Source organism: Thalassospira marina (genome assembly GCF_002844375.1).
In the GTDB taxonomy this organism is placed as follows: domain Bacteria; phylum Pseudomonadota; class Alphaproteobacteria; order Rhodospirillales; family Thalassospiraceae; genus Thalassospira; species Thalassospira marina.
This window is the reverse complement of sequence record NZ_CP024199.1, coordinates 308,531-322,347: the sequence shown is the minus strand read 5'-3', so window position 1 is coordinate 322,347 and position 13,817 is coordinate 308,531. Positions and strand designations below refer to the sequence as shown.

General features: G+C 55.4%; 9 protein-coding genes. All 9 read left to right on the top strand.

The window, feature by feature from the left end; genetic code table 11:
* Nucleotides 1–156 precede the first annotated feature (156 nt).
* Nucleotides 157–2,157 carry a hypothetical protein gene (locus CSC3H3_RS01340; RefSeq protein ID WP_101283218.1) on the top strand — a complete coding sequence of 667 codons (2,001 nt, stop codon included), beginning with the start codon at nucleotides 157–159 and terminating at the stop codon, nucleotides 2,155–2,157.
* On the top strand, nucleotides 2,154–3,161 hold the full coding sequence (locus tag CSC3H3_RS01335; RefSeq protein WP_101283216.1) for an ATPase, T2SS/T4P/T4SS family: 1,008 nt from the start codon (nucleotides 2,154–2,156) through the stop codon (nucleotides 3,159–3,161). The genes CSC3H3_RS01340 and CSC3H3_RS01335 overlap by 4 nt, the downstream gene beginning before the upstream one ends.
* Nucleotides 3,158–5,038: a type IV secretory system conjugative DNA transfer family protein gene (locus CSC3H3_RS01330; RefSeq protein ID WP_101283214.1), complete on the top strand. Its 1,881-nt coding sequence runs from the start codon at nucleotides 3,158–3,160 to the stop codon at nucleotides 5,036–5,038. The genes CSC3H3_RS01335 and CSC3H3_RS01330 overlap by 4 nt, the downstream gene beginning before the upstream one ends.
* Nucleotides 5,031–5,285 carry a hypothetical protein gene (locus CSC3H3_RS01325; protein WP_101283212.1) on the top strand — a complete coding sequence of 85 codons (255 nt, stop codon included), beginning with the start codon at nucleotides 5,031–5,033 and terminating at the stop codon, nucleotides 5,283–5,285. Before CSC3H3_RS01330 ends, CSC3H3_RS01325 begins: the two co-directional genes overlap by 8 nt.
* Entirely contained in the window at nucleotides 5,282–8,968 is a 3,687-nt protein-coding gene (locus CSC3H3_RS01320) for a zincin-like metallopeptidase domain-containing protein (protein WP_101283210.1), read from the top strand. Before CSC3H3_RS01325 ends, CSC3H3_RS01320 begins: the two co-directional genes overlap by 4 nt.
* Before the next feature lie 68 nt (nucleotides 8,969–9,036).
* A complete protein-coding gene (locus CSC3H3_RS01315; protein WP_101283208.1) occupies nucleotides 9,037–9,312 on the top strand; it encodes a hypothetical protein in 276 nt (91 codons plus the stop codon).
* Nucleotides 9,313–9,314: 2 nt separating this feature from the next.
* Nucleotides 9,315–10,316 carry a hypothetical protein gene (locus CSC3H3_RS01310; RefSeq protein ID WP_101283206.1) on the top strand — a complete coding sequence of 334 codons (1,002 nt, stop codon included), beginning with the start codon at nucleotides 9,315–9,317 and terminating at the stop codon, nucleotides 10,314–10,316.
* A gap of 3 nt (nucleotides 10,317–10,319) precedes the next feature.
* Nucleotides 10,320–10,679 carry a plasmid mobilization protein gene (locus tag CSC3H3_RS01305; protein WP_101283204.1) on the top strand — a complete coding sequence of 120 codons (360 nt, stop codon included), beginning with the start codon at nucleotides 10,320–10,322 and terminating at the stop codon, nucleotides 10,677–10,679.
* Nucleotides 10,676–13,789, top strand: a complete 3,114-nt coding sequence (traI, locus tag CSC3H3_RS01300) for a TraI/MobA(P) family conjugative relaxase (RefSeq protein ID WP_101283202.1) — start codon at nucleotides 10,676–10,678, stop codon at nucleotides 13,787–13,789. Before CSC3H3_RS01305 ends, traI begins: the two co-directional genes overlap by 4 nt.
* The last annotated feature ends 28 nt before the right edge of the window (nucleotides 13,790–13,817 follow it).

Genomic DNA, 13,817 nt, shown 5'->3' with positions numbered 1-13,817 from the left:
CGTGACGCAAACCCCATCAGGGTCAAACGGGAATGTATCGAGTGATGATCCCAACATGGCCGACATGGTCAAAAAGGTCAAAATCATCACGCGGAGCAAAGCACTACCGAGCTTCCTGAAAACACCCCGATTGCCCTTGATCTGGGGCTGGTCGATGTGCCCGGGGCCGATAGCAAGCTGACCGAAGGGGTCACGGCCAAAGCCTATGCCCGTTATGTGAAGGTCGAAGAACAGAAAGTTGGCCAGCTTGTGCTTTCCGGTGTCGAAAAGGATGGCCGGGCCGAAGCGCTGAATTCCGATGATTTTGTCGCCCAGTTCGCGCTCGAAAATGACCCCAAACTCGATCCAGCCGCACCCATCACGATTGAGGGCGATCAGAGCGAACTGATTGCAGCCCTCAAGCGCCTGGCTGTGGCCGGGGATGAGGAAACGGCAAGTAAAAAGGAAGTCGAGGAAGCTGGGGTGGGTGCCTCGGATGGCGCAGTCGCCTCGAATGCGGCGAGCAACCCGGATGCCGGATCTTACACCACCCCCGGTGCGCTGGAACTTGATGATACGCCGCAAACCTCCACCCGCATCACGGCGGAAGGCTGCAAGATGCGGATCGATCTCGATCAGCTCCAGGCGATCCAGCAAACCCGTATGGCCACCACAACGGACGGCGAAACCTCTTACGGCACCTGTGCCGATGGCGAAGAACGCTACAAAATCAATAAAAGCTATAGTGCCTGTTCCTATATCGAGGATATGGACGCTCGCACGGCCACAGCTTCCTTCATCTATTATTACACCGATGGCTCGGGCAATCGCGTCGAACATGGCGAGTGTCAGCCCGATCCCGAAGCCCGCTTTGACATTGTTGAAGACAGCGAAGCCTGCCGCGTCACGCTCGATTACGATGCCGGTGACGTCATCACCAATGCCAAACTGGTTTATTCCAACCAGAGCGGCCGCAAGGTCGAAGTCCGTGATTGCAGCCCGTCCGAAGAAATCGCCCCGGCGCCGATGACGGCAACGTCTGAGGGCTGCGACATTCGCGATGATTTTGACGCCGGTGTTTCCTATCAGCGTCACAAATATGTCTATGAACTGAACGGCGTTTCCTACAGCACCGCCTGCACCGATAGCGGTACCGAATTTGCCCATGAAACCGTCTATAAAACCGATGGTGGCGATTATGTCTGCACGCCGCTGATCAACAGCAAGGACAAATCCGTCACCCTGCAAAGCCGGGTGCGCATTCTGGTCAATGGTCTCGAACAGTTCCGCACCGCCTGCACGCCCGACACCACCAGCATGGACGTTATCGCCACCACCGAAGGCTGCGAGGATCCGGCCTATTGGACACACAGCCTCAGTGCCGGCCAGAGTTATGGCAGCGAGCGCTATTACTACTTCTATGACGACAAGCAGGAATTCATCACCGATTGTCAGAAAAGCGATCAGGTTTATACCCACCAGATCGAGATTACCGGCTGGCAGCCCCATGATGACCAGCTTTTCGCCTATGCCCTGTCCACCGTCTATATCGATGGTACGCCGCAAGGGCGCTACAACATCAAGACCAGCGAAGTTCTGCCCGGAACGGCCCAGACGCCCTATAGCTATGATGGGGAAAGTACGGCTCCGACCAACGACATCAGCTATGAAGACTGCACCAAATTCCAGGGCCAGAATCTGGTCAAAAACTATACCCGCCCGGATGGCACCAAATACAGTCTGGTGGCTGGTGAAGCTGATCCGATCAGTGTCGGCGATGTCTGCTCGGTACAGATCACCTGGGGACTGGACACCTACGCAACATATGCCCTGAACAGCTCCAACTACAGTACGGCTGGAAATGTCTGCGGCACAACTAGCCTGAGCTACAATTATTCATCAGGCGACAATGATTTCAGCGGCACTAAGAGCACCGCCAATCATTGCGCGTTTACTGATGCAATTGGTACGAAAAGCATCGTTCGCGAAGATGGCGAAGTGATTGGCGAACCGGTCAGCAAGAGCTGCCGCGCCACAGCCTCAGCACCTTCAATCCAGAACTACCGCACCCAAAACGGGGGTCAGGCAATACAGTTTAGGTCCTTTGGTCCAGCCTATCCTGTCCTGACGACAGCCATCCGCAGCCAGTGCATTGTCAATTGGGGGTGGCCACTATGAACGCCATCAACCCGCTTTATAAAAATATCATGGCCCCGCTGGCACGCTATTACGACGATCCCAAAACCGTCGAAGTGCGGCTTAACCGCCCGGGCGAGATTATTGTAGACCGGCGCGGCGAGGGCAAAATGCGCATTGTCGATGCCGATCTCAGCCTCGCCCGGATCGAACGGATCTGTCGCAGTCTTGGCAACCAGCGCGGGCTGCCCTTTGATGGCGATACCCATCCCATTCTCTCGACGGCCCTTGAAGAAGGCCATCGCTTTGAATGCCTGGTCGGACCCTCGGTCCGCACCGGGCTGAGCCTTGCCATTCGCTGCAAACATCCCTTCACCCCGGGCTGGGACCAGATTGTCCCGCCGGCCAGCAAGAATGCCGGCACCCCGCTTGAAGAAACCCTGCCCCTGCATCGCATCGCCTGTGAAAGCGAGATCCGCGATGTGCTGACCGAGGCCATGCTGGGGGCCAAAAACATCATGATCTCGGGCGGGACCAATACCGGCAAAACCACCCTGCTCAATCTTCTGCTCTCAACACTCGCCGATGACATTCGCGTCATTGCTCTGGAAGACACTATGGAGCTGGCCCTGGATCCCTTCTGGGATGGCAATGGCTTGCTGGCGGCGCGCGAAAGCTCTGTCACCACCGGCATGGTCGATTGGCGGGTTCTGTTTGATCACGTCAATCGCATCACGCCTGACCGGGTGCTGTTTGGCGAGATTTCCACCAAAAACGCCTTTGCCGCCCTTGGCACCCTTAATGCCGGCACAACCGGTGTCACCTTCACCATCCATGCCACCAGCCCCAAACAGGCCATTCATCGCAAGTTCGACCAGAACATTGCCTGGGCAGGCATGAAGATGGACCGCATCCCGGAGTTTTTGACCGAGATGATCGATCTTGTCGTGCAGATCAAACGCGGGCCGGACGGCTTTCGCCGGATTACCGATCTCTGGCAGCCCGCCAATGACCATTACATCCTCAAAGACGGGAGGGCGGCATGACGGCCCGGCTTTATCATTTTGCCATGTTCCTCATCACCTTGGGCATGTTGGCCGGCGTGATCGCCGACTGGCATTTCAGTGTCGGGTTTGATCCGCGCAGCCTTGAATGGTGGCAATGGCTGTATGCCGCTGCCATTCACCCCGCCGGGCTGCCCGATAACATGCAATATCCCGCCCTGGTCATTCTCGGCTCCGGGATGCTGGTTTTGATTGTACTGGCCATCTTCTCGGCCCGGGCGCGCAACGATACGGTTTCGGGCAATCGCAAAGGCAGGGAACTGCATGGCTCAGCCCGCTGGGCCAATTGGCGGGATATCAAAAAGTCCCGCCTGCTCACCCGCAAAGGGGTGGTGATTGGCGGCTTTCCCCGGGCCTTTGGCAAAGTACGCGAATTGCGCCATCACGGCCCCGAACATGTGATGGCCTTTGCCCCGACCCGCAGTGGTAAAGGGGTCAGCATCATTTTACCAACCCTGCTCTCCTGGCCGGAAAGCGGCCTTGTGCTCGACATCAAGGGCGAGAATTACGCCAAAACCGCTGGCTGGAACCGCGATCAGGGCAAAACCGTGCTGCGTTTTGATCCCAGCAATCCCAACAATGATGAAACGGTACGCTTTAACCCGCTCGCCGAAATCCGCATCAATACCCGCCGTGACATCGCCGATTGCCAGAACATCGCCAATATGGTGGTCGATCCCGATGGCAAGGGCATTGCCGGCAATTACTGGCGGGAAGAAGGCTGGGGCTGGCTGTCTGTCGTCTTGCTCCATGTCATTTACAAGGTGCAGAAGGAAGAAGGCCGCATCGCCAATTTTGATGATGTGAATATCTTCCTTTCAGGCATCAGCACGGTCACCCCGCCCGACGAGGCGATTGAAGGCGACGAGGAAACGCCAACACCGCGTGCTTCCGGCAATGGCGATGACATGGATACCGAGGACAACTTTGTCGCCATCCTGCAAACAATGGCCACCTATGAGCATGGCCATGCCCATGTAAACAAGGAGGTTAAACGCGGCGCCAACGGCATGGCAATCAAGGCACCGCAGGAACGCTCGGGCGTGCATTCCAATGCCAAAACCCAGTTAACGCTCTATGCCGATCCCATCATTGCCGAAAATACCGCTGTCAGTGATTTCCGCCTGAATGATCTGATGAATGGCGAAAAACCCACCATGCTCTATCTGGTGTTTTCGCCAGCGGACAAGGACCGGTTGATCCCGCTGATCCGCATCATGATGAACCTGTTTCTCCGCCGTCTCACCGAAAAAATGGAGTTTGGCGATGGCGAGCAAAAGCAGGGCTATAAACACCGGCTGTTGCTAATGCTCGACGAGTTTCCCGCCCTTGGCAAACTCGAAGTCTTTGAAGAGGCCCTGGCCTTCATGGCTGGCTACGGCATCAAGGCCTACATCATCATCCAGAATATCGAGCAGCTTTATAAAAAATACGGCAAGGATGAATCCATCTTTGCCAACTGCCATGTCCGCATTGCCTTCACCCCCAACAAACTGCCGACCGCAGAGCTGCTTTCCAAGCTGGCGGGCAAGCAGACCATTGTCCAGCGCAAGCATTCGCGCTCGGGCAAGTTCGGCACCCCGGGATCACAATCGGAAAACCTCCATGAAGTCTCGCGCGATCTTCTGACCGCCGATGAAATCATGCGCCTGCCCATGATCGATGTGGATCCCGACGGCAAAAAGAAACCCAAGCCCGGCGACACCCTGATTTTTGTCGGCGGTCGCCCGCCGATCTGGGGCCGCCAGAAGCTCTATTTCCTTGACCCGGTTTTGCGCAGCCGCAGCCGGGTCCGGCCGCCAAAAATGACGCAATCCCTTCCCTCCCCCAACAGCTCGCAGGAGACCACCTATGTCTGACATTCCCAAAATCCGTCCTGTTGAAACCGCCAACGCCCATCTTTCAGAAAGCGACTATTTCAAGCTGGCAACCGAAGGGGTGAACCGTGCCGGTGAAGAGGGTCCGCTCCATGTTGATCCCGATGTGGCCGACGATATGGGCGCGTTTCGTGAAACCGCCCTGTCCGACCAGGACGCGCTTGACAGCCATTTTGACGGGCTTGATCCGACCGCTGATGAGGATAGCGGCGAGGATGCTGCCTCATGAGCCTTTCCATTGAAGAAACCGAGAAGATCGCAAACGATTTCTTAAAGGAATATCGTGGCAATATACCCGTGACAGTGCGTGTCGCGCAGGACCCGGAGGACCTTTATGGACCAGACGCCAAAGGCCAGGGCATACAGGGAAGTTACCACCCCGCAAGGGGACTATTTACCCTTGCCAGCCGAAATCTACATAGTGCGCAGGAAGCCCGCACCGTCATCCGCCACGAACTGCTCGGGCATTACGGGCTTAATACCTTTGCGCCGGATGACAAACGCGATCTGCTCCATCGTGTTCTCGAAACACGACAGGAACCATCGCTAAAACCCTTCTGGGACCGGGTTGATCGCGATTACGCCGATCAGCCCGAACTTTTCAAAGCCGAGGAAGTGTTCGCCTTCGTTGCCGAAGATGAACGCAGTTTTACCAGCCGTGCGTGGGACAAAACCCGTGCGGTGTTTGCGCGTGCCTTGCGCACAGCGGGCCTGATCCAAAGCCCGCTCACCCTCCCCGAACTGCGTCAAACCGCCCAATCCGTTGCCACCGGCATTCGGAACGGCACCCGGCTGCAACAAACCTTCCCCGAAAATGACCAGGCTCAGTTCCGAAAGGACACGCAAATGAGCGAGAAAAAATCCTATCGCGACCAGGTGGTCGAAGAATTGCTCACCCATATCGAAGCCGGCACCGCCCCCTGGCAAAAGCCCTGGGACCCGGGCAAAGTCCGCCTTGGGCCGTTCAATCCGGTCTCGGGGGCCAATTATCGCGGCATCAATGCATTGTGGCTGGAAACACGCGGCCATGAAGACCCGCGCTGGATGACCTACCGGCAGGCGACGGCGCAGAATGCCCAGGTGCGCAAGGGCGAAAAAGGCACCAGGATTGAATATTGGAAATGGACCGACAAACAATCCGTGCTCGATGCGGACGGCAAACCGGTTCTTGGTGAAGACGGCAGGGTTAAAACCCGGGAAGTGCGCCTGGATCGTCCCCAGGTCTTTCATGCCGTTGTGTTCAATGCCGAACAGATCGACGGTCTTGCCCCTTTCATTGCCCCGGAACCGACTTTCTCACCGGTCGAGCGGGCCGAAGAACTGCTCAAACAGGGCGAGGTTCCCATCCTTCATGATCAGAAGGACCGGGCCTTTTACCGCCCGATGAGTGATGAAATCCATCTGCCGCCGCAAAATGCCTTTCACAGCCAATATGACTATTACGCAACCGCGCTGCACGAGCTGGGCCATGCCACCGGCCATCAAAACCGCATGGCCCGGGAGTTCGGGCCGTTTGGCTCCGAGGTTTATGCCAGGGAAGAACTGCGCGCCGAGATTGCCAGCTACATGCTGACCACCGAACTGGGGCTTGGCCATTATCCGGAACGTCATGCCGCCTATGTCGGAAGCTGGATGCGCGCCATCAAGGAAGATCGCAACGTCCTGTTCACTGCCGCGCGGGATGCCGAGCAGATCCGAAGCTGGGTGAGCCAACCGGAACTGCGCGAACAGCTCAAGCCTGTTCTGGCACAGGAAAAGCAGCAGGAGGCCACCAAAATGGTCCGCAAGAACAGGATTGTGCCCGAACAGCGCGAAGATATGCCCGGCTGGAATGAAAAGGACGTCCGGGAGAACTGGATGCTCCATGCAGGCCGGCTTGAAAACATGGTCAATATCGATATCGAAAGGATGGTCGAGGCCAAAAACGCCTTTGATCAGATCGATATCGCCGGACAAGGCTCTGACGATCCGGCCATCCGCGCACAGGCAACAAAGCACCAGCAGGAAACCTTTGCCCGTATGGACAAACTGGGGAATTTTACCACCAGCTATGCCGAACTGCTTTCGGTGATGTATGACGCCCATCCCGATCAGGACCATTTTAAGCCCTTTCGCCCCGACTGGTTCATCCCGGCAGAAGAGCGCGAACATAAACTGGCCAAAAGCCTGGGCACGGATCCCGCCCGGGGCGTTGCGGATCGGGTCTTTGAGCGACAGGCAGAAAACACGGCAGTCAAAATCAAAGAAGACTGGATGTTACACGCCGCCCGTCTTGATGGTTTGCCCGACGGCGAGGCCCGGGCCCTGAATGATGCAAAGAACTCTTTCAAACGCATCGATGTCTGGTGGCAATATTCTGATGATCCCGACAAGAAAGACCGGTCCTTTAACCAGGAACGGGAAACCTTCACGACGATGGCCGACCTTGCAGGCCGGTCTGCCAAACATGCCGAACTGCTCTCGGCCATGTATGACGCCCATCCTGATCAGGACTATTTTAAGCCGCTGCGCCCGCAATGGTTTGTGCCGGAAGCACAACGCACCAGTGAACTGGTGAAAAGCCTTGGGGCTGATCCGGGACAGAAAATGGCAGAGCGGTTTATCGCCGAGCAAAAACAGGCACGACAGGAAAGCCGGGCTGAGGAGCTTACGGCACAGCCTGCAAGAACACCACAGCTTCAGGAAAACATGGCCGCTCATGACTCACCCGAGAATAATCCCGGCACACCATCCAAACGCCATTACCTCAATGTTTCCTATAGCGAAAAGAACGACGCCAAGGCACTTGGTGCGAAATGGGATCGCCGGGCGAAATCCTGGTATGTGCAGGACGACGCAGATCTCAAACCTTTTGCCCGCTGGAACGAACAAACTCTCGAAAAACCGCAATCCCGGATGCGCCCGGAAGAGGAATTTGCCCTGGCCTGCCGTGAAAACGGTCTGGTGATCGAAGGCCTGCCCACCATGGATGGCAAATGGCACCGGGTGTCGGTGGAAAGCGACCGCAAGGGCCAGAAAAGCGGTTCCTATCGTGGTTTTATCGAAGGCATTCCGGCCGGCAATATCGTCAATTACAAATCCGGGAACGAGCCGGTGAAATGGGTCAGTTCGGCTGCCGAACGCAACCCGGCCGAGATTGAACGCAGCAAGGCCGAAGCTGCTGCCCGCAAGGCGCAAATGGAAGAAAACCTCAAAGCCCAATACAAACAGGTGGCGAAACGCGCCTATGCGATGGTCCAGGGGGCCGACACGGCCAGTGGAGATCATGTCTATCTGCAACGCAAGCAGGTGGGCGGTGAAACGCTAAAACAGGACATTCACAACAATCTGCTGATGCCGATGACGACCGCCAAAGGCTTCATCGAGAATGTCCAGGTCATTACACCCGATGGCAGCAAACGCTTCCTCAAGGATGGTCGCAAGACCGGGCTGATGCACATGATCCCGGGCAGTAAAAAAGGTCCGATCCTGATTGCCGAAGGATTTGCCACCGGCAAAAGCCTCAATATGGCTACCGGCTATCAAACCGCCATTGCGATGGATAGCGGCAATCTCGCCCCGGTCGCCGAAGCCCTGCAAAAAGCTTTCCCCAACCGGCCCTTGATCATTGCTGCCGATGATGATCACGGGGTTGAAGCCAGACAGGGCATCAATCCTGGCCTCAAGGGAGCTGAACGAGCTGCCGCCCGGGTGGAGGCCGCCGTGATTAAGCCCCCCCTCTCCCCGGCAGAAAAACAGGCGGGGCTGACGGATTATAACGATCTGCATGTGGCACGCGGGATCGACAGCCTGGCCAAGACCGTCAAACAGCAGATCAAAGAGCTGGGCCTGACGCAAAAACTGCAAAAGGCCCGCACCCTGCCTGCACCCAAACAGCAACAGCGTTCGCAACGCCAACAAGTGGCGATCTAATCCTCTGCCGGTGGCTCTCTATAAGGGCCACCGGCATCTTTAGCGAGCATTTATAAAGGATCATGATGATGTCAAAACCTTCTCCCGAGGCCATTTTCCGGGCGCGTGCCCGGCTTGACGAAGCACAGGATGTTTTCTGTGACGACTGTGGCCCGGCCCTGATTTTTGCCCTGCAATCCGGTGAGACCACCCTGTCGCTTGATATGCCGACACTCCTGCAATGTCTCTATGTCGCTGAACAGAAAACCGCCATACCGAGCCTGGGCGCAGACTGGTGGAACAGCGTTGCCAACCATTACAATTTGCGGTCTTCTTTCAGTAAACTTGATGGTGAAGGGAGATGACAATGCGCGTCTACAAATTGCAGCCAAAAGCATACGGCGAAAGCGAAATTGAGCGTACTGCATTTGAGAAAGACACGAGAAAACTGGAGCCCTGGTATCAGGTCAACGGCGAGAAACAACGCGAATATGCTGTATGTCCAGCATGTGATAACCCAATCCAGATTATCGGTTTATATGAAGAGCTACGCCATACTGACCGGCCATATGGTCGCCATACTGGCAAACGCATTAAAGGTTTCGATTATTTTGAACCCGAAAACTTTGAATGGTGCCCCTACATTCGCCAAAACCAGAGTCGTGGTGGCAACAAAAAACGCGGTCTGGAAGGTATCTCCCTTAAAATTCTCGGCATTGTTCTGACGCAGTTTGACCGCGTGATTTATATCATCCGCAAAGAGACCGGCATCCGTGTTTCAGCGAAAATTGCTGTTGCAATGCTCGAAAGCTGGATCGAAGCAGAGGGGTATCTTTTTTATGATGCGACGTTACGTAATATTCCCTGGATGTTCGCTTACCGATCCGCAGGTCTATCCATTTACGGCCAGCAAATCCATGCTGATCAGGTCGATCTCAAACAGGCCATTCGGACAAAAATTCCAGCGGCACGATTTAGCGAAAGCGGACATATCACACAAGGTCCTGAATACTATTCCATTACCTGGTGCTTTGTGGACTATCAACGCAAAATGGAAAATGAAGACCTGATTGAAACGGTCGAGTTTGAAGTTTGTGACAAAGACAGAAACGTTGTCTTTTCCAAGACGATCACATTTGATCCACGCTATTTTTTCAATCTCATCAATTTTAACAAAGACCCCTCCAAACGAGAACCCGAACTGATCAAAAAAGCTCTTGAAATTTATCAACAGAAGTTCGGGAAAGAAGTCACCCAGAACATCATCAATCTGGTCGGCGGGTTCGGGAACGAAATGCCCGAAAGTCTGATGAAGGGCATGATGAACGAAGCATTCCGGTCACATAAAAATATTGATCCGGGACGATAGATCATGGCCACCACCCGCAACCTGGTTAAAACCTATCTTGATGACACCGAACTGGCCCACCTCGACCGGCTGGCCGGACAAATGCGGTTAAGCCGTTCGGAGCTGCTAAGACGGCTGCTCATGAACAGCAAACTGCCCGATCAGCGCACATTTGAAGCCTCCCAGGCCATTCTTGACCTTCTCAGGGTCAATGCCGACCAGGCGCGTCTCGGCAATCTCTTTAAACTCGCCCTCGATGAACCGCTGAGTGCCGATCTGCTGGTCAAGTTTGATCAATTGATCCTCGACATTACCGACACCCAGAATGCGCTTAAAAGTCTGGTGCGCGAGATTGACAGTTCCCTGCATCGTAAAGCGTCATGATCGCCAAGAAGATCCCCAAGAACGCCCATATCGCCGATAACTACAAGGAACTGGCCCATTATATTGCAGCGGCCAAAGAGGCTGGCGAAAAGCTCGACCGTTTCTGGATTGCCCATTGTGGTGCAGGCGAAAGCAAAGAGGATCTTGATCTCGCCCTGGTCGAGATTGAAGCCGTGCGCCGCCTCAAGCCCGATGTCAAAGACAAGTCCTATCACATGATTGTCTCCGTCCGCCCGGGCGAGAAAGACCGGCTGTCGGATCAGGACTTAAAAGACATTGCCGCAACCTATGCCGGGGCGCTGGGTTTTGACGGCCATCAATATGTTGCGGGTACGCATATCAATACCGACAATTTTCATATGCACATCGCCTTTAACCGGGTGCATCCGGAGACGCTTCAGCTCGTCACCCCCTATCGCGATTTTAAAATTCTGGATCGGGTCTCGCGCCAGCTTGAAAAGAAATATGGCCTGTTTGTGGATAACGGCATGGCGCAGCGAAAAGACAATAGCGCCAAACTCTCCCCCTCTGCCCGCGATTATGAATCCCAAACCTGGCAGGAAAGTTTCCAGAACCATGTGCTGGGTCATCGCGACGAGATTTTAAAACAAACCACAGACGCAAAGACCTGGCAGGATCTGCATCAGGTTCTGGCGGAATACGACATCAGGATCAAAAAGCGCGGCAATGGTTTTGTTCTGATGGGGCCGGATGGCCAGGGCATGAAGGCATCGGCGCTGGATCGTTCCATGAGCAAGGCCGTACTGGAAAAGAAGCTCGGGCAGTTCAAACCATCCATTGAAGAGCAGAAAACAACACAGGCAAAACAAACACACCCCAAACGACACTATAAACGCCGCCCGACACTGCGCCATCCGGCCATGCCGCCGCTGTGGCGCAAATATCTTGGCACGCAAAGAATGACACCGGCCCCGCCTTCCAGTCTGTTGAGCCGGTCGCTGTCAAACTGGAAACTGTTTCTGGTCAGTGAGGCCTATCGTGATCCGCTGGCTGCGGTGTTCCTGATCGCCCATCAGGAAATGCTGCATCTGGTGTTTGGCGAGGATCGCCCCACACCGGTGACAAAGCTGGCCAACCCGGCACTGAAAGCCTGGAAAGAGGCTGGACACTGGGCCAAAGCCAAATCGCTTAAATGGCTGTCAGAGACCCGCGCCACCGGTCGGGGCTGTCGCATGGACGATGACGGCAACCTTCTCGTACCTTTTCGGGATCGCAATGGCCATTTGCAGGCTGTGCGGCTTTATTCCCCCGACGGCAAAAGTCTGGACATTGGCAATGAACGGGCACGCGGGCTGGTGCATCTTATTGATTCCCAAAAGCAGATAGACAAAGGCTCGGTGATCTTTACCGCCGATTATGCTGATGCCGTTAAAATCCACGACGCGACACAGCGTCCCGTCGTGGTTCTGGCCAATCCCGATGACATGCGCCAGGTGCTGAAAGAGCATCAGCGGCGATACCCGAACAGCACAGCGATCATTGCTGATCCCGCCATCCCGCGCCAACCCAATGTGCCGATTGTGTCCCTGCCCGATCAGAATGATGCAACTAACATTCGTCGGGCTTTTGCCCCAGTCACCGATGATAAGGCGTTTATGGTGTGGGATACCTGCACCGACTGGGCCAAGCCGGGCAATTCAGCCTGGCTGAAAGCCACCGGCCTGCGCGGCTATGGCGTCAAGCTCACAGCCAAAGGCAACATTGCCTTACCGCTGCGCGACCGCTCTGGCCGGATTGAAAATGTCATGCTGATCGACAAACAGGGGCGCCAAAGCCTGGTGCAGGAAAGCCCGGCAGATCAGGTCCTGATGCACAGGATCGATCCCCAAAAACGCAGGGATCAGGACACGCTGATCATTGCCCGGGATTACGCCGATGCGGCGGCGCTGCATCGGGCGACAAACTGCCCAGTCATCGTGCCTGGCAGACCGGAGGACTGGACGGATCTGGCCCACCATATGCGCGAGAGGAACAATGACGCCCGAATCCTGGTCGCATTGGAGGCAGACGAGCAGCCTGACGACAATGAAAAAGCGGCCAAGCTGGGCATGGAGATTGTACGCCCGAAAATGGCGACTTCGTTCAAAGATTATGCTGCGCCCCATGACGGCAACAAGGCGTCGCGCCTGATCGCCAGCGGCACCGCACATTACAAGTTCGATCCAGAGAAGTCGCAATCCAGTTTTGTCACCCTTCAGGATGCCAGTGGCGTGGAGCGCACGCTGTGGGGTATTGATATTGCGCAGAGCGTTGACCAGGCCGACGCCAGGCCCGGTGACTGGATTACGCTGGAGGTCGCGGAAACCAAAGAAGTCGAGATCGAGGAAGAATATCGTAATGAAACCGGCCAGCTCCAAACCCGGACCATCAAGACACATCGCAATGTCTGGAAAACGCAGATCAGGGAGGATCCAGTCAAAACGCCAATCATGACCGCCCTGCGTAGTGAACTGGCGCAAAAGGTTGGCGATGATGCCTGGGACGTCTGGCAAGCGACCAAGCCTGCTGACAAACAGACCATCAAAGCCAGAGCAGAACTGGGCACCGCCAAAGCGTGGGCGCAATATCGTGTCGATCAAAACGGCAAGGTTCTGATCCCGCTGCGCGATAGCAGCAACCGTCTGGCTGCGCTCTACCGAATTGATGCGGATGGATCAGGCGAGATGATCATGGGGCCGGGCAACGACAAGGGACTGCATCACGTCGTTGGCGGCAAGCTCTCAAAGAACCCCAAAGAACCGATCCTGATTGCTGATGATCTGGCGAGCGCAATTGAGCTTAACCGACTGACAGGAAAGCCGGTGGTGTGGGCGGTAAAAGCAGAGAACCTGAAGGCTGTGGCTGAAAACCTGAGGCAGTTTAATCCCAAGCATGAAATCGTGATTGCGGCGATGGATGCGCATGTGACCAAAGAAAACCGTCCAATGGCGCTGGCAAAAGAAGCGGCGGAAGCTGTCAAAGCAAAGCTGCTTGTGCCGCCGCTTTCGGATAATGACAGGAAACGAAATGTGATGTCGTTTGGAGAAATGTTACGTCAAAACGGGACAAACCAGGTCAGAAAATCACTACAGAAAAATCGGCATTTGTAATATTGTTTATCCCAGCGTGATCCTTAAA

Excerpts from the sequence above, each read along its gene's own strand:
- CSC3H3_RS01335 (WP_101283216.1), top strand. The coding sequence starts at position 2,154 with ATGAACGCCATCAACCCGCTTTATAAAAATATCATGGCCCCGCTGGCA.
- CSC3H3_RS01330 (WP_101283214.1), top strand. The coding sequence starts at position 3,158 with ATGACGGCCCGGCTTTATCATTTTGCCATGTTCCTCATCACCTTGGGC.
- CSC3H3_RS01325 (WP_101283212.1), top strand. The coding sequence starts at position 5,031 with ATGTCTGACATTCCCAAAATCCGTCCTGTTGAAACCGCCAACGCCCAT.
- CSC3H3_RS01320 (WP_101283210.1), top strand. The coding sequence starts at position 5,282 with ATGAGCCTTTCCATTGAAGAAACCGAGAAGATCGCAAACGATTTCTTA.
- CSC3H3_RS01315 (WP_101283208.1), top strand. The coding sequence starts at position 9,037 with ATGTCAAAACCTTCTCCCGAGGCCATTTTCCGGGCGCGTGCCCGGCTT.
- CSC3H3_RS01310 (WP_101283206.1), top strand. The coding sequence starts at position 9,315 with ATGCGCGTCTACAAATTGCAGCCAAAAGCATACGGCGAAAGCGAAATT.
- CSC3H3_RS01305 (WP_101283204.1), top strand. The coding sequence starts at position 10,320 with ATGGCCACCACCCGCAACCTGGTTAAAACCTATCTTGATGACACCGAA.
- traI (WP_101283202.1), top strand. The coding sequence starts at position 10,676 with ATGATCGCCAAGAAGATCCCCAAGAACGCCCATATCGCCGATAACTAC.